The organism is Burkholderia sp. S-53, from assembly GCF_025560745.1.
Lineage (GTDB): Bacteria > Pseudomonadota > Gammaproteobacteria > Burkholderiales > Burkholderiaceae > Burkholderia > Burkholderia pyrrocinia.
In genome coordinates, this window is sequence record NZ_CP090484.1 from 3,220,735 (window position 1) to 3,238,206 (window position 17,472).

At 64.7% G+C, this 17,472-nt stretch carries 11 protein-coding genes; 9 read left to right on the forward strand and 2 right to left on the reverse strand.

Annotated features, from left to right (window positions below; all coding sequences use genetic code 11):
• Positions 1-45: 45 nt before the first annotated feature.
• From LXM88_RS36515 to LXM88_RS36550, 8 genes are all read left to right on the forward strand, one after another.
• On the forward strand, positions 46-3,477 hold the full coding sequence (locus LXM88_RS36515; protein ID WP_262544314.1) for a transglutaminase family protein: 3,432 nt from the start codon (positions 46-48) through the stop codon (positions 3,475-3,477).
• Positions 3,478-3,691: 214 nt separating this feature from the next.
• Complete coding sequence (locus LXM88_RS36520) at positions 3,692-6,298, forward strand: circularly permuted type 2 ATP-grasp protein (protein WP_262547094.1); 2,607 nt, start codon at positions 3,692-3,694, stop codon at positions 6,296-6,298.
• On the forward strand, positions 6,292-7,344 hold the full coding sequence (locus LXM88_RS36525; RefSeq protein ID WP_262544315.1) for a transglutaminase family protein: 1,053 nt from the start codon (positions 6,292-6,294) through the stop codon (positions 7,342-7,344). The genes LXM88_RS36520 and LXM88_RS36525 overlap by 7 nt, the downstream gene beginning before the upstream one ends.
• 552 nt (positions 7,345-7,896) lie before the next feature.
• Positions 7,897-10,068, forward strand: coding sequence for a T6SS effector phospholipase Tle3 domain-containing protein (locus tag LXM88_RS36530; RefSeq protein WP_262547095.1), 2,172 nt, complete (start codon positions 7,897-7,899; stop codon positions 10,066-10,068).
• The gene (locus LXM88_RS36535) at positions 10,065-11,546 is read left to right on the forward strand and encodes a virulence factor (protein ID WP_262544316.1); all 1,482 of its coding nucleotides are present in this window, start codon (positions 10,065-10,067) and stop codon (positions 11,544-11,546) included. Before LXM88_RS36530 ends, LXM88_RS36535 begins: the two co-directional genes overlap by 4 nt.
• Positions 11,547-11,782: 236 nt before the next feature.
• A complete protein-coding gene (locus LXM88_RS36540; RefSeq protein WP_262544317.1) occupies positions 11,783-12,055 on the forward strand; it encodes a hypothetical protein in 273 nt (90 codons plus the stop codon).
• A 75-nt stretch (positions 12,056-12,130) separates the two neighbouring features.
• On the forward strand, positions 12,131-12,325 hold the full coding sequence (locus LXM88_RS36545; RefSeq protein WP_262544318.1) for a hypothetical protein: 195 nt from the start codon (positions 12,131-12,133) through the stop codon (positions 12,323-12,325).
• A gap of 677 nt (positions 12,326-13,002) precedes the next feature.
• Positions 13,003-13,800 carry a CPBP family intramembrane glutamic endopeptidase gene (locus LXM88_RS36550; RefSeq protein WP_262544319.1) on the forward strand — a complete coding sequence of 266 codons (798 nt, stop codon included), beginning with the start codon at positions 13,003-13,005 and terminating at the stop codon, positions 13,798-13,800.
• Between the two features lie 61 nt (positions 13,801-13,861).
• Here the strand turns inward: LXM88_RS36550 and pip are convergent, their stop codons facing one another.
• Positions 13,862-14,794 (reverse strand): prolyl aminopeptidase, encoded by a 933-nt coding sequence (gene pip / locus LXM88_RS36555; protein WP_262544320.1) that lies wholly within the window; start codon positions 14,792-14,794, stop codon positions 13,862-13,864.
• A 326-nt stretch (positions 14,795-15,120) separates the two neighbouring features.
• Here pip and LXM88_RS36560 point away from each other — a divergent pair, with 326 nt between their 5' ends.
• The gene (locus tag LXM88_RS36560; protein ID WP_262544321.1) at positions 15,121-16,272 is read left to right on the forward strand and encodes an acyltransferase family protein; all 1,152 of its coding nucleotides are present in this window, start codon (positions 15,121-15,123) and stop codon (positions 16,270-16,272) included.
• Between the two features lie 22 nt (positions 16,273-16,294).
• On the opposite strand, the gene LXM88_RS36565 is transcribed toward LXM88_RS36560, so the two are convergent.
• Positions 16,295-17,269, reverse strand: a complete 975-nt coding sequence (locus LXM88_RS36565) for a multidrug ABC transporter ATPase (RefSeq protein WP_412524164.1) — start codon at positions 17,267-17,269, stop codon at positions 16,295-16,297.
• Between the last annotated feature and the right edge of the window lie 203 nt (positions 17,270-17,472).

The window sequence follows — 17,472 nt, forward strand, 5'->3', positions numbered from 1 at the left end:
GGGCGATGCGGCGCGCGCGGCCGGCTCAACCCGAATCGAGCTCCCATGTCCATTCACGTCGCGCTGCATCACACCACCCGCTATCGCTACGACCGGCTCGTCAACCTCGGCCCGCAGGTCGTGCGGCTGCGGCCCGCGCCGCACTGCCGGACGCCGATTCTCGCGTATTCGATGACGGTCGAGCCCGCGCAGCATTTCATCAACTGGCAGCAGGACCCGTTCTCGAACTATCTCGCGCGGCTCGTGTTTCCGGAGCGCACGGAGTACTTCGAGGTCACGATCGATCTCGTCGCCGAGATGTCGGTGTACAACCCGTTCGACTTCTTCCTCGAAGCGAGCGCGGATCAATACCCGTTCAGCTATGACGACGCGCTGAAGACCGAACTCGCGCCGTATCTCGCATGCGATCCGCAAACGAGTGCGTCGCCGCTGTTCCGCGCGTATGTCGACGGCGTCGACCGCACGCCGGCCGGCACCGTGAACTTCCTCGTCGCGCTGAACCAGCAGCTTCAGCGCGACATCGGTTATCTCGTGCGGATGGAGCCGGGCGTGCAGACGCCCGTCCAGACGCTGGAACTCGCATCCGGCTCGTGCCGCGACAGCGCGTGGCTGCTCGTGCAGCTTTGCCGGCATCTCGGCATCGCCGCGCGCTTCGTGTCGGGCTACCTGATCCAGCTCACGCCCGACGTGAAATCGCTCGACGGCCCGAGCGGCACGTCGGTCGACTTCACCGACCTGCACGCATGGTGCGAGGTCTACCTGCCCGGTGCCGGCTGGATCGGCTTCGATCCGACGTCGGGCCTGCTCGCCGGCGAAGGGCATATTCCGCTCGCGTGCACGCCGCAGCCAACCAGCGCCGCGCCGGTCGAGGGGCTGATCGACGAATGCGAGGTGTCGTTCGAGCACGAGATGGCGGTGACGCGCGTGTACGAATCGCCGCGCGTGACGAAGCCGTATACGGAATCGCAATGGGATGCCGTGCGCACGCTCGGCACGCAGGTCGACGGCGCGCTGGCGGCCGGCGACGTGCGGCTCACGCAGGGTGGCGAGCCGACTTTCGTGTCGATCGAAGATCGCGACGGCGCCGAATGGAACACCGATGCGCTCGGCCCGACCAAGCGCGGCTATGCGACCGAGCTCGTGCAGCGGCTGCGCGCCGAATACGGCGACGGCGGCTTCCTGCATTTCGGGCAGGGCAAGTGGTATCCGGGCGAGCAACTGCCGCGCTGGGCGCTGTCGATCTTCTGGCGCGCGGACGGCCAGCCCGTGTGGCACGATCCGTCGCTGTTCGCCGACGAGCGCGAGCCGTCCGCCTATACGATCGATGACGCGAAGCGCTTCATCGATGCGCTGGCCGCGCGGCTGAACCTGACCGGCGACTTCATCCTGCCCGGCTACGAGGACGTGTGGTACTACCTGTGGCGCGAACGCCGGCTGCCGGTCAACGTCGATCCGTTCGACTCGCGCCTCGACGACGAACTCGAACGCGCGCGGCTGCGCAAGGTATTCGAGCAGCAGCTCGACAGCGTGGTCGGCTACGTGCTGCCGGTCCAGCGTACGGACGACGCGCGGGGCCGCCATCGGCCGGGCCTCGACGGGCCGCGCTGGCAGACGGGCCCGTGGTTCTTCCGCGACGAGCGGATGTACCTCGTGCCCGGCGATTCCCCGATGGGCTATCGGCTGCCGCTCGATTCGCTGCCATGGGCCGCCCGCGCCGACCATCCGTATCTGGTCGAGCGCGATCCGTTCGCGCCGCGCGCCGCGCTGCCGGAAGCCGCCGCCATCCGCGCGCGCCATACGGGCCCGGCCGACGCGCCGCGCTATCTGTCCGGCGTGCATCGCGAAGCGTCCGCGCAGACCGTGATGCAGTGGCGCAACGACGACAAGGCCAGCGGGCCGCATGCCGCGCATGCGCACGACCCGCAGCGCCGGCCCGAGCGCTTCGAATCGGCCGCGTGGATCACGCGCACCGCGCTGTGCGTCGAAGTGCGCAACGGCATCCTGTACCTGTTCATGCCGCCGCTCGCCGCGCTCGAGGATTATCTCGACCTGCTCGGCGCGATCGAGCTGACCGCGCACGCGCTCGGCGTGAAGCTCGTGCTCGAAGGCTATCCGCCGCCGCGCGATGCGCGGCTGAAGATGCTGCAGGTGACGCCGGATCCCGGCGTGATCGAGGTGAACATCCATCCGGCCGCGAGCTTCGACGAGCTCGTCGACCACACCGAATTCCTGTACGACGCCGCGTGGCAGTCGCGGCTGTGCAGCGAGAAGTTCATGGTCGACGGCCGTCACGTCGGCACGGGCGGCGGCAACCACTTCGTGCTCGGCGGCGCGACGCCGGCCGACAGCCCGTTCCTGCGCCGCCCGGACCTGCTCGCGAGCCTGATCGCGTACTGGCACAACCATCCGTCGCTGTCGTACCTGTTCTCCGGGCTGTTCATCGGGCCGACGAGCCAGGCGCCGCGCGTCGACGAGGCGCGCAACGACCAGCTCTACGAACTCGACATCGCGTTCGCGGAGATCCAGCGCAACAAGCTGCTGTACGGGCAGGACATGCCGCCGTGGCTCGTCGACCGCGTGCTGCGCAACCTGCTGATCGACGTGACGGGCAATACGCACCGCAGCGAATTCTGCATCGACAAGCTGTATTCGCCCGATTCGTCGACCGGCCGGCTCGGCCTGCTCGAACTGCGCGCGTTCGAGATGCCGCCGCATGCGCGGATGAGCATCGTGCAGCAATTGCTGCTGCGCGCGCTGGTCGCGCGCTTCTGGGCCGCGCCGTACACGACACCGCTCACGCGCTGGGGCACCGCGCTGCACGACCGCTTCATGCTGCCCGCATTCCTTCAGATGGATTTCGACGACGTGCTGGCCGAACTGCGCGACGCCGGTTTCGCGTTCGATCCGGCGTGGTTCGCGCCGCACTTCGAATTCCGCTTCCCGCTGTTCGGCCAGATCGCGGTGAACGGGATGCAGCTGTCGCTGCGCGGCGCGCTGGAGCCGTGGCACGTGATGGGCGAGGAGGGCGCGCCCGGCGGCACGGTGCGCTACGTCGATTCGTCGGTCGAACGGCTCGAGGTCCGGGTGACGGGGCTGAACGACAACCGGCACGTCGTGACCGTCAACGGCCGCGCGCTGCCGCTGCAGCCGACCGGCACCGTCGGCGAATACGTCGCGGGCGTGCGCTACAAGGCGTGGTCGCCGCCGTCGGCGCTGCATCCGACCATCGGCGTGCATGCGCCGCTCACGTTCGATATCGTCGATACGTGGCTGCAGCGCTCGCTCGGCGGCTGCCGCTATCACGTCGCGCATCCGGGCGGGCGCAACTACGCGACGTTCCCCGTCAATGCGTACGAGGCCGAGAGCCGCCGGCTCGCGCGCTTCGTCGAGATGGGGCACACGCCGGGGCGGATGAGCGTGTCGGCTGCCGCGCCGAGCCGCGAATTCCCGTTCACGCTCGACCTGCGGCGGCCGTGACGGGCCGATGAAGGGGCCGACGACGATGCGCGGTTCGCGACCTGCCGGCGCCCCGGCCGCTGGCGGCCCCGCCGGAATGCTAGGATGCGGGCAGATTGCGGCCGCGCGCCGCGGCCCGCCGCCCGCGCGGCGGCGTGCCTGCGCGCCCGCGCCCTGACGACGAAACGACACCGTGCAGCCCATTCACTCCGACCATCTCGCCGACCCCGACGCGATGCCCACGCTATTCGATACCGGCGCGCAGCCGGACGCCGCCGAACTGGCCGCCGCGCTCGCGGCGCCGGCGGCCGCCGGCCGTTACGACGAACTGCGCGGCAGCGCGGCCGGCCTGAACGCGCCCGCGCTCGCGCCCGCCTGGCGCAGTTTCTTCACATCGATCGGCAGCGACGGCGTGGCCGACCTCGATCGCCGCGCCGACGCGCTGCACCGCCGCATGCGCGAGAACGGCCTGTTCTACCAGTTGCACGAGCAGCGTGCCGGCGACGGCGCGGCCGGCCCGTGGTCGCTCGACCTGCTGCCGCTGATCGTCACGCCCGAGGACTGGGTGGCGATCGAACGCGGCGTGCTGCAACGCGTGCGGCTGCTCAACGCGACGATGGCCGACCTGTACGGGCCGCAGACGATCCTGCAGCGCGGGCTGCTGCCGCCCGCGCTCGTGACCGGCCATCCGGGCTACCTGCGCGCGATGCGCGGCGCGCGCGTGCCGGGCGACACGTGGCTGCACGTCGTCGCGTTCGATCTCGCGCGCGGCCCGGACGGGCAGTGGCGGATCGTCGCGCAGCACACGCAGGGCGCGGCCGGGCTCGGCTATCTGCTCGAAAACCGGCTGATCGTGTCGCGGCTCTTTCCGCGCGGGTTTCGCGGGCTGCGCGTGCAGCGGCTCGCGTCCGCGTACCGCGCGCTGCTGCAGAGCATGCAGGCGCTCAGCCCGGCCCGCAAGAATTCGCGGATCGTGCTGCTGACACCGGGGCCGCACAGCGCGACGTATTTCGAGCATGCGTATCTCGCGCGCTACCTCGGCCTCACGCTCGTCGAGGGCGGCGACCTGACCGCGCGCGACAACCGCGTGTTCCTGAAGACGCTGCGGGGGCTCGAACCGGTGCACGGCATCCTGCGGCGCGTCGACGACGCGTGGCTCGACCCGCTCGAACTGCGGCCCGATTCGATGCTCGGCGTGCCGGGGCTGCTGCAGGCCGTACGCGCGGGCAACGTGCTGCTCGCGAACGCGCCGGGCTCGGGCTTCCTCGAATCGCCGGCCATGCTCGGCTTCATGCCGCGCCTCGCGGAAGGCTTGCTCGGCGAAACGCTGACGCTGCCGGCCGTGCATTCGTGGTGGTGCGGCGAGGCCGCCGCGTGCGACGACGCGTTGCCGCAGCTCGCGCGCGGCATCGTGAAGGCGTCGTATCCGGCCGAGGTGCAGGCGGGCGGCCCGTTCGACCCGGTGATCGGCGCGCGGCTCACGCAGGCGCAGCTTGCCGGCTGGCGCGCGCGGATACTCGCGCAGCCCGAACACTACACGGTGCAGGCCGATCTGCCGCTGTCGCAGGCGCCGACCTGGCCGGGGCACGGCACACCCGAAGGCAACGGCGGCGCGCGCATCGTGCCGAAGCCGCTGCTGCTGCGCGTGTTCGCGCTCGCCGACGGCGCGCAGCGCTGGCGGCTCCTGCCCGGCGGGCTGTCGCGGGTCGGCACGCGCGACACGCTGTTCAACGCGCCGATGCCGCGAGGCGGCAGCACCGTCGATACGTGGGTGATGACCGAAGGCATCGTCGATTCGACGACGCTGCTGCAAACGCACCTCGGCCCCGACGACCTCGTCGAGCGGCCTCGCGCGATCGCGAGCCGCGCGGCCGAGAACCTGTTCTGGCTCGGCCGCTATACCGAGCGCGCGACCAACCTGATGCGCCTGGCGCGCGCCGCGCTCGAACGGCTGCGCGGCGAGGACGACGTCGACAGCCCTGCGCATCTGGAACTGCTCGACACGCTGTGCCGCGACACGGGCCTGATCGCGGCCGATACGCCGAACGCCGTCGATGCGCCGCGCGCGTTCCAGCACGCGCTCGCGACGTCGCTGACGCGCGGCGCCGATCGCACGTCGGGCATCGCGTCGTGCCTGTTCGGGATGCGCGGCGCTGCCGCCGCGATCCGCGAACGGCTGTCGAGCGATCAGTGGCGGCTGATCGACGACGCGACGCAACTGTTCGCGGACAGCGCCGACCATCCGGAAGCCGAGGAGCAGATCGGCAACGAAGCGCTGCAACTGCTGGAGCGTCTCGGCCTGCTGCTCGGTGCGATCACCGGCGCGCAGACCGACAACATGACGCGCGACGACGGCTGGCGGTTGCTGTCGATCGGCCGGCAGATCGACCGGCTGGACTTCCTGTGCAGCGTGCTGAAGTTCGCGTTCGACGACGGCGCCGTGCACCGGCAGGACGGCTTCGAGCTCGTGCTGGAGCTGTTCGACAGCACGATCACGTTCCGCTCGCGGTTCCAGCGCGGCTTCGATGTCGCGCCGCTGGTGTCGCTCGTCGTGCTCGATACCGACAACCCGCGCTCGCTCGGCTGGGTCGTGCAGGCGCTGCGCGGCCGGTTGACGAAGGTCGAGCGCAGCGAAGGATATGCACTGTCCGAGCTGGCCGAGACGATTCCGGACGTGCCCGCGTGGTCGCTGCACGAACTGTGCGAAACCGCTGACGGCGGCCGGCACGACAAGCTGCTCGCCGCGCTCGACGCGACCGTGAAGGCGGTCTGGGAGTTGTCGAACCGGATCGGCGAACGCTATTTCAGCCACGTGCGCGAGGCGGGCAGGACCTTATGGTGACGACGAAAGGCGCGGCAAAAACGCCGCCCGGTTCCGGCAGTACACGGCAGTCGGCGGCGCCGGTCACACCGTCCGCGGCGGCCGTGTCGGCCGCGGTTGCGTCCGGCCGATTGCTGCGCGTCACGCACGACACCGAATACCGTTACGCGGCACGCGTCGAATCGGCGCAGCACCAGGCGCGCCTGCAACCGCTCGCGACGACGCGCCAGCAGGTGCTGTCGTTCTCGCTCGACATCGAGCCCGCGCCGGAATCGATCTGCACGGAGATCGACGTGTTCGGCAACGCGCGCGCATCGTTCGCGCTGAACCAGCCGCACGACGCGCTGCTCGTGCGCAGCCGCAGCACGGTGCGCGTGACGCCGCCCGTATGGTCGCTCGGTGCGCGCGGCGAGCCGCCGCCCGCGATCGCGCATCCCGATGCAGAGCAGGCGACCGAATGGGAAGCCGTGCGCGACCGCTTGCGGTTCCGCGCGGGGCAGCCTTACGACGCGGCGAGCGAATTCGTGTTCGCGTCGCCGCATGTCGCGTGCGATCCCGAACTTGCCGCGTACGCGGCCGCGAGCTTCACGCCGCAGCGGCCGCTCGTGCAGGCCGCATGGGACCTGATGCGGCGCGTGCACGCCGATTTTGCGTATACGCCGAACAGCACCGACATCACGACGTCGGCACTCGATGCGCTGCGTCTGCGCAAGGGCGTCTGCCAGGATTTCGCGCACGTGATGATCGGCGCGCTGCGCTCGCTCGGGCTGGCCGCGCGTTACGTGAGCGGTTATCTGCTCACGCAGCCGCCGCCCGGGCAGCCGCGGCTGATCGGCGCCGACGCGTCGCATGCGTGGGTCGAGGTGTACGACCCGGCGTGGCCGGAAGACAACGGCTGGCTGCAGCTCGATCCGACCAACGATCGCGCGCCGGGCGACGACTACGTGATGCTGTCGATCGGCCGCGACTATGCGGACGTGACGCCGCTGCGCGGCGTGATTCGCGGTGGCGGCGCGGATCAGGAGCTGAAGGTGGGGGTGACGGTCGAGCCGCTCGATGCGGGTTGATGCGGCGCGGCGGCACGTATTCGCCCTTCGATGATGCGTTGATCTCGCGCGTTTGCAGTGCTCCCGTCTTCTCCCGGTTGGCGGCACTTCCGTGTCGGCCGACCCTGTCTCTCGTCTGTTGACTTCCACACCATCGTAGAAATATACGCCCGAGACGTGCGGCATGAAGCTGCCGGTCGGCTGTTCATGGCGCGTGCGCGGCTTCGTACTTGACCGTGAGACATAGCGGCAGACAGACGCGTCATTTCACGTGATTTGATCGGACGGGTTCGATTTTGCTTCAGAGCGAGAAACAGCGCTTGCGCGCTGATGGGCAGATTTCCGATGATCCGGATGCCCGCTCGTATCCCGGCTCGTTTGAATGGCTGGCGGCACGGATTGGCAAAGGATGCCCAACCGTGCGCAGGAGCCAGGATGACTCAGCCTTACCCCGGTCTTCAATCGACGACAGACGAATTCGGCGCGCCGTCAGTCAATGCAGCCGCGTCAGGTGGCGCCGCGTCATCGGGCGAGCCGCCGGAGATCGTCGTCGGTCGCGTTGAAGGCGTAACGATGTTTGCCGCGGACACACGGTTGATCTGCGTGAAGCAATTGCCATTGCCGGGTGTCGTCATCTTCGTGCACGGCGTGAATTCGGAGGGGGAGTGGTTCGAAGCGGCTGAACAGGGCCTGTGCGATGGCTTGAATCGCCGGCTCGGGCGCCTGAACGATCAGATGATGTATCTCGGTATCAACGCGGGGCAGATGGTGCCGGCGCGGTACACCGACAGCGTGACGCCGGATGGGTTTCTGAATCCGGATCTGCTGCCGGACAATTACGTCAAGCCCGATCCGTCGTTTTCGCCCGTCATCCACTTTCGCTGGGGCTATAAGGCAACCCTCGAGGAACTGAAAGAGTACGGCGACAAGCTTTTCTTGAACGAGAAAGACTATTGGGGCGGCGGCCCGTTCGTCAACGGCTGCTCGAGCCTGCCCGATCTTTGGCAGGCCGGTCTCGACGACCGCGCATTCGGGTGGACGACCGTGCAGGGCATCAACCCGATCAATCGGCCGCTCTATCGCGCGCCGCCGCGCGCTTATGGCGTGCTCGCTGCATTGCGACTCGCGAAACTGATCGAATCGATTCGTCGAATGCAGGCCGACGTGCCGATCACCGTCGTGTGCCACAGTCAAGGCAACATCGTCGGCCTCACGGCGGCATTCTTCGGTGATGCGCTGCCGGACGTGGAGGATCCGTGGGGACGCAAGGGGCGCTGCGTGGCGGATGCCTACGTGCTGGCAAATGCGCCATACAGCCTCGCGAACGGGAGCGGCCCGAAAAAATCCGATACGTTCATGGATACTTGGTCGCAGCGCGGGATGAAGGACGCAAAGGGAAACCGGGGGCGCCAGACGTATGCGGCGCGCGCGCAGACCTTCGGAAAATTCCTGTCGATCGTCGGTGCGCGTGCCGCTTGCGAGCCTGCGCCGGACAAGGTCGACGAAGACATGGCGAACAGCCGTGTGTCTCCGACCAGCCGGCGATCCTACGCGGCGCAGGCGGATCGTGAGCGATTCGGCCTGAACGCATCGACGTACGGGCGCGTCACGGTGTATTGCTGCCCGCATGACCAGGTCATTTCGGCGTTGACGGTCCAGGGCATTGGCTGGCGGGGCATCAGCAAAGACGAACTGACCAACATCGGCGCGCCCGGTAGCCTGACGCAACGCGTATTCGCGTCAGGTTTTCAGGTCGGCGTTCAGCAATCCTATCGGTATTGGCACGACGACTGGCGATATCGCAAGCGAGAGACAAAACCGGGTTTCTGGTATCCGCCTTCGCCGTCCGCCAGATTCAATCTGATCGGTGCACTCAATGGCAACGAAAGCGTGCTGGGAATGATGGTTACGCTGGTGACCGCACCGGTCATGTTCGCGTTGACCAGGGTGAGTTCGACTTTGGACATGTTTCGCGTGAATGCCGATCCGCCGGAGGGTTGGGCGGTGGCCGCCGATGCCCCTGCGCTGGACGAGCCGTTCACGCCGAAGGCGTTGCGCTTCGGCAAACCGATCGAGACGCGGGACGGCGACGCGGTCAGCGACTTCAATGAAGACAACGATCCGCCTGCTGCGTGGCGAGATGCAGGCAAGACCGATGCGGACAAACGGGCAGACGATCCGTACGACCGGTACAAAGCGAGGGACAAGGACGGCAAGGCCCAGGGAACTGCGATGACCGAGGCCGGACAGCGTTACGAGGATCGGGCCGTGATGCGCATGGAGGCGCGCCGCGAGAGGAATGCCGCATGGCTCGATGAAGCCGGCCGCGCAATCGGCGAGAACGCCAATAGCGTGGCGCCCGAAGGCTACAAGGAATGGCGCGACAAGAAAATTACCGACTTGCTCGATCGCGGTATGACCAATAGCCCGACGAACCATTCGACGACGATGACCAACCCCGAGCACGCAGAAAAGGCGCTTGCGTATGACGTGGCTATTGGTTTGTGTTACCTGACACCCAATCAGATGGTTGACTTGCGGATCGAGGCGGATTGGAGAATGGGTGGGGGACTCGGAGAGGACCACCCGAACGCAAAGTACTTTGACTATTTTTCATCCGGATATATCGACGACTTGGCGATACACGAATGGGCACACGCGGAAGGTAGCGAGGGCAACATGCCGGGCAGGATCGTCGACGAACGCGAAGGGCAGTTCTATCTGAGCGTTGGAGGCGTCGTATGAAGGTAGCGATTGCTACGTGGCCACGACGTATCGCGTTGGCAGTCGTGACGTGGATTGTCTCGACCCTGCTGATGCTTGCCCTGATGGAACATCTGGAACACCCACACCCGTCATTACTCGAAACAGGAGATTGGATGAAGCGACTCATGATTGCTCCCGGCCTGATGGCTCTGATGGTGCTCTTGTCGACTACTGCAATGGTGCGCCCCACTCGAGCCGCACCGAACCCGGAATCGGCTGCTATTGCCACTGCACCGGCGGACGAATCCACAAAGCCATTCATGGCACAGGTGGTCGGCCTGATCTGGTTGAATCCGTTGCAGCGTCGGGACTACCCGACGGAGTGGCAATTGTTGTGGACGCAAGGACTTGTTAAACCGAACAAGAACGATGACATGGTGCGAACGAACGCGGAGAAATACTCGTCGCTACGGTCAATCGGGGCTTTGGTATATGGCAATCGTGGAACAGAAACTTTCGACGGCTTCTATGCCAAGTATGTCGATAAGTTTCTCTTGCTGATGAACACGCGTTATGGAACAAACACGAAGTACTTCTATACGGCGGCGCCCGAAAATTCGAAAGATTGGCGCGAGGTTGCCGGCCAGCGTATCGAACTTGCGATTCCGAATCGACTTGAGCCACAGGGGGCTCAAGACCGATTGCGCAAGCGCATGAAGAGTTTCTACAGATTTGGCGAGCCGTTCCCGAAGACACTCTGGCGCCGCAGCGAACTTCCCGACGTGCAGATCACCCAGGGTGGCGCGAACGCCGGATTTGCGTCGCTGAACAAGGCACTCGACTACTTGCAGGCGAACCCCGACAAGACCGTGTGGGTGATGAACTGGGATGCGCCGAACTTCCCGCCGACGGACGCGCAGATCAACGAGAACCTCGTCGTGCTGTTCCTCGCCGGCCCGACCTTCAACACGGAGCGTGCGCCGCTCGCCTGGATCGGCAACGCGGCGACTGGCGACACGGAGGATTTTTCGCTTAAAGTCGGCACGACGCGCGCCGTGCAAGCCTGGAAGGCAACCATCGATCAGGCTGCACGCAACGCCGGCATCGCTGTTCCGGACATCAAGTACATCGTCCACGACGCGGGCAACGGCAGCGATGCGGCGTCGACGCGTCTCGTCGCGCTGTCGCAGACCCTGACTGAAATCCTGCCGGAATACGACCATGGCAAGCAGGCATTCAACACGGCGGCATTGCTCGGCGACATGGGCACGGGCAGTGCGCTAACCGACGTCGCACTGGCAATCGGTCGTATCAACCACTTCGGTGGAAATGCGCTCGTTGCCGGTACGACCGACCCGCGTCATCCTGTCGCCGTCGTGGTTAGGCCGCCGTCGGAGCTCACCCCGATGGATCCGGACACGGATTGGTTCCGTGCACGCGGCGAAAACAACGCCTACCTACCGTGGTGGGGCCGTCGACACGACACCAATTACGGGATACAGGGCTTTTCGTGGTGAATTTCGATAGCGCGTGGAGTCGGCCTGTTCGGACAGCCATCATGCTTTTCCGGCCGGAACGAGAAGCTGCATGATGCCTGAAGCCGCTTTAAGTCTTCGTTAATACTGCACGCCTAGCATGGTGATGCCGGCGAACGGATCGGGCCCCGGTCCGGCGCCGGCGGCACGCGCGGGTGCGTCGACGTCACGGCGCCGCGCCGTCGCGCCTCGCCATTCCCCTGCATCGGCGACAGATCATGATCAAGAACTTCGACTACACGCTCGGCGGCGAGACGATTGCGCTTTGCGCGAGCTTCGGCGCGGGGCCGGCGTTGCGCCGCGTGCTCGTGAGCCGCGCGGATTCGATGGAAACGCTGGTGGTGCTCGACGCGCGCGGCCTGTCTGGCCTGCTGAAGGTCGCGACCGAAGAGCCGGAAGGGCTACTCGACGATGCGATCCGCAAGGTCGGCGACGAACAACTCGTCGAGCGGGCGATCAGCGGCAGGACGATCGTCGAAGCGTCGCTTTGAGGGCCGGTGTAACAGTCTCTGACGATGTGTGTCCGGTGAGTGCCGGTCAGCCCGAAGCTCGTGCATGGCGACCGCATGGAGAAAATCAAAGTCGTCCATTCGGCGGGCCCATCATGCAAGGTACCGTGCAGTCGAGCTGGCAACGGTATTGAGAGCCTTGCCGAGGCTATCGGGGAGTTAGATCACGACGGCTTGTCGATTCGAGAATCGCTCAAAATCATTGATCGCGAAGAGCATGACAAATCGCCGATGCTTCGCCAATATCGATAATGATTCTCGTTTGCGATAAGGTGGGCTGCGCAACGCAACCTTCGCTTTGAGATTCTGGGTGGCGTTGTTTCCGTGACGATCTCTCGCGCCACCGGCTGACGACGATGCCGTCAGAGAGGGGCGATCGCGAATCGTTGATTTTTGGCTCCCGTATTGATGAGCCTTGTTTTATAAAGTTAGGAATGCAATGAAATGTTGAAAAATTTCAATCATCGGGCAATGCGTCAAGATAACCTTCGCGAGCTCTCTGCGCTCGACGTTGCGACTGTGAGCGGTGGTCAAGGCAAGGGGCCGGCAGAAGTGTGTGGCCCAGAATGGCGCCTTCCGTCGACGTCGGTTCCTGATTTTCCGCGGCCGCCAGTTAATGGTCCGATGCCTGCGAGTGGAGCTGGAGCATTGGGGGCATGGGGTGCGTATATCTACAATAATAGTCATCCGGTTGCGACTACAATTCAGAAGATCCGCGGCGGGGCAGGTGGACGGCGTTAACTGCTTGTTTTAATGGCCGTCTTGATATCATGCCGGCATCCGATTAAAAAATCGGATGCCGGTGCATTGGATGACTTTGATATCGTGAATTATTAATGAGGTCTCCGCCGATGTCATGCTCGCAAGTGGAATTCATGGCTGCGGGATATCTTGGAAGGGTTGGTTGGAGGCATATTCTTGAGGCAATCGTGCTTCTGATTGTGGCCTGGATTGTCGGGAATATCGTGTATTTTCCAGTGGAACTGGTTGTCGGGAATTGGCTCGATTTAAATGCGGCAGCCTATTTTCTGCAATTGGCGTTTCTATGTTCGACAACGATATGCTTGTGGTTTGGGATGTTTTTCGTTGCGAAATTTTCGTTGCACAGAAATATAAAAACATTTATTTATTCTGCTGAGAAAATCAATGCAAAGCTGCTGGTTTTTGGGGTTTTGATATTTGTTTGTGCGAGAGCGATCGACTTTCTGGTTGTGTTGGTGGCGGGAGGCAGAGTCGAGGCTCCTGTCATAAGACACCCGGATTTTGCAGTTACCCCTGTATTTGTTGGGTATTCGGCAATCTATGTGGTTGTGCTTGTCTTTCAGAGTGCCATTGAAGAGGTTATATCGCGCGGATTCGTCATGCAGTCTGTGTTCTTGTTCGCGAAAAGCAGATTTGTTTCGGCAATTATCACGTCTGCTGCATTCGTTTTACTTCATCCTGGGAATGATTTCGTTTTCTCGGCAACCATGTTTGCGGCTTCAATGTGGATGACAGCGCTGTGTCTCGCCAGTGATGGGCTGGAAATGTCAATCGGGTTTCACATCGGCAATAATGTTGGAGCATTTTTTGCCACGGTTTATCTTGGTGGTGCGTATGTGAATGTCACGACTCCTGCCGGGCTGGAGTGGTCGCTGTTCTTCGTATATGCATTTTTTACCGCAGCCACATTGGCATTGGCGCCACAGTGTCGTTGTCGGCGACGGAGTCGAGTATTGGAGAAGTGACAATATTTTTCATGCGGCATGGCAGGCCGCTCGTGCGGCGCTGCCATCCACCCCTTGACGACTACGCGGCGAACCGGTCCGTTGCCGCGAGCAGCGCCTGCAGGATCCCCGGCTCGTTGTATGCGTGCCCTGCGCCGGGCACGATCTCGAACGTCGCTTCCGGCCACGCCTTCGACAGATCCCATGCGGTGCGGGCAGGTGTCGCGATGTCGTAGCGGCCTTGCACGATCACGCCGGGAATGCCGGCGAGGCGATGCGCGTCGCGCAGCAACTGGCCTTCTTCGACGAAACCGTGATTGACGAAGTAGTGGTTTTCGATCCGCGCGAACGCGAGCGCATAGTGGCCGTCCGCGAAGTGCGCGGCGAGCGCGGGATCGGGCAGCAGCGTGATCGTGCGGCCTTCCCAGATGCTCCACGCGCGCGCGGCTTCGAGCTTCGCGGTTTCGTCGTCGCCCGTCAGCCGGCGATGGTAGGCGGCCATCAGGTCGCCGCGCTCGGCTTCCGGAATCGGCGCGACGAAGGCTTCCCACAGGTCAGGGAACAGCCACGACGCGCCTTCCTGGTAGTACCACAGCAATTCCGCGCGGCGCATCGTGAAGATGCCGCGCACGATCAGCGCGCTCACGCGTTCGGGGTGCGTTTCCGCATACGCGAGCGACAGCGCGCTACCCCACGAGCCGCCGAATACGAGCCATTGCTCGGCGCCGACCATTTCGCGCAGGCGTTCGATATCGGCGACCAGATGCCACGTCGTGTTGTTCTCGAGGCTCGCATGCGGCGTCGAGCGCCCGCAGCCGCGCTGGTCGAACAGCAGGATGTCGTAGCGCTCCGGGTCGAACAGGCGGCGATGATCGGGGCTGCAGCCCGCGCCGGGGCCGCCGTGCAGGAACACGGCGGGCTTGCCGGCCGGGTTGCCGCAGCGCTCCCAGTAGGTGCGATGGCCGTCGCCGGTGTCGAGGTGGCCGTGGGCGTAGGGTTCGATCGGTGGGTACACAGACAGGCTCCGGGTGAGGGTCGACAGGAGGCGGACGAGCGGGCCGGTGTGCGGGCGGGGCACGGTACTTTGGATATTGCGGCGCCGCAAAAAACTCGTTGCGTGGGCATCGGACCGGCCGCCGCCGGACAAGGCTTGTCATTATGCCAATTCGCCGCCGCGGACGTCGGCTCGCCAGGGTGTGCGCCGTCGCCTGTGTTCGCCCCGGATTTTTGAAGCAATTTCATTCCGATATTTTTCATACAAAATCCCGGCGGCATATCGGCGTGCCGACCGGGGCGCCTGCCTATCTCCTGCTTCTTTACCGTGCCAACGGGAACCAGCCGATGAACCATCGCGTCACGCAGTTGACCGGGTTGCGCGCCGTCGCGGTGTCGATGGTCGTCGTCGGCCATGCCGAGCATGTGCTGCCGGGCGGCTACACGGGCTGGTACGCGCCGTTGCGGCTGATCGCCGACGGCCGGCTCGGCGTGCTGATCTTCTTCGTCCTCAGCGGTTTCCTGATCACCAACGTGCTGCGTGCCGAGTTCGCGCGCACGGGCGGCATCGCGCTGACGTCGTTCTACGTCCGCCGCGCGCTGCGGATCTGGCCGGCCTGCTACGTCTATCTCGCGGCCGTCGCGATCGTGGCCTTCGCCGGCTGGTTCGACGTCGATCGCCGGCAGTGGCTGTATGCCGCGCTGCACCTGTGGAATTACTCGGCGTGGTTCGGGCTGACCGGCAGCAACGCACTGCATCCGGACGGCGCGTGGTATCTCGGCCATTTCTGGTCGCTCGCGCTCGAGGAGCAGTTCTACTGGTTCTGGCCGCTGCTGTTCGTGTACGGCGCGCGCCGCCGTGGCACGCGCTGGCTGGCCGCGCTGATCCTGGTCGTGCCGCTGGTGCGCGCCGTCACGTATTTCGTCGCACCGGCGCTGCGCGGGCAACTCGGGATGATGCTCCACACGGGCGTCGATCCGATCCTGATCGGTTGTTATGCGTCGCTGAACCGCGAACGGCTCGAAGCGTGGATCCGCTCGTGGCGCGGCGAGACGCGTATCGTGACGGCGATCGTCTTCATCGTGCTGCTCGGCATGCCGCTCGCCGAACATCGGCTCGGCGGCTTCTGGAATGCGACGTACGGCGTGACGCTCGAAGCCGCGCTGATCGCGATCGTGATCGTCGTGCTGAATTTCCGCAACGAGTTCTGGTGCGCGCGCTGGCTGCGCGCGAGGCCGGTCGTGTTCGTCGGCACGATCTCGTTCAGCCTTTATCTGTGGCAGCAGCCGTTCGCGAACCCGGACCTGCCGGTCGCGCATGCGTTTCCGCTCGGCATCGTGTGGGCGCTGCTGGCCGCGACGGCCAGTTATGTCCTCGTCGAGAAGCCGTTCCTGCGGCTGAAGGATCGATATACGGCGCGCGAGGCGCGACGCGTGCGTGATGACGCACTGCGGATGCCGGCACCGACCGATACGATCGGGCCGAAGGTGGCGGAGTAGGCGGGCTCGGCCCGCTGCTCCGTTACTTGAAGCGCTTCATTGCCCCAGGCGAATACCAGAAGTTCCGGAACATATCGATCCCGTACGACTTGCCGTCGTAGTGGACGACTGTGCGGGAGGTTCGCTTGCCGCTGTCCGAATAGTCGCCGTTCTTACGCTGCGTCTTGGTGATGCGGGCCGTGATCGACAGGTCTGCGAAGCCGTGGCTCGAGGTGTTCTCGACCGCGATCGTCATGTGTGCCGACTCGCTGCTCGCGTCGCCGACGCCGGGGCCACAGGCCTCGCCCTCGACACCGACCCAGCCGTCCAGGTTGGTACCGAACACGGGACGGATGCGATTCCCTTCGCGAACCCACAGCGTCAGTTCATTCTCGGCGTAAGCATCGGGGCAACTCGGCCCGCGCGCGCTGCTCGTGAACACGATGCCGAATGCGCGCACATCGGGCGATAGCCGATATGGCGCGGTGTCGATGCGATAGCTGTTCGGGCCGATCTCCGTTATTGCATCTTCCTGAACCATCGACCGCTCAGCCGCAACGACCTTGCCGCCCTCGACGAGCGCGACGACCTGCAGCTTGTCGCTTTCGTCCGGATTCTTGCTTTTGGACAGCGAATCGAACGCGACGGCAGCGATCGTGGTGCCCGGCGCGTTCGGCATGATCTTGCACGCCGACGCGACGACGAGCCGGTTAGCGTCGCGCGTGGCGATGCGTGCGCTCGCGATGCCGGCCCAGCGGGCGATGGCCGTGACGGTGTCGTCGCTGCAAGGCTGGTTGTCGGCGGCGTGCACGGTGGGAGCGGCGGCGATTGCCAGCAAAGGAACGAAGCGACGGATTTTCGTGATCAAGATGGAAAGGGTTCCTCGTAGATTTTTGTGGATGTCGCTTGTTGACCCCGAAGGGACGGCCAGTTCTCCACAACGTGGACGTTCAACGACAACGTGCGACAAAGACTCTATAGAAGCTTTCGTTGGTGTGGCGAAAAGCATGGAATCCATTCCAAGTCCGACAATGGCGTCGAACTCACATTATGGTCATCGTCGCGAACGACACCGAGATTGTGAAAATCTTTGAGAATATCTACGGCGGTGGATATTGCGTGGGTTCTCGACGGACGGCACTTCGGATTACCGAGAGCTTTCCGCGTTAACGATGCCAGGGCCGTTTCAAGTCTGTCGTGCTTAAAGACGGGACTGTAATC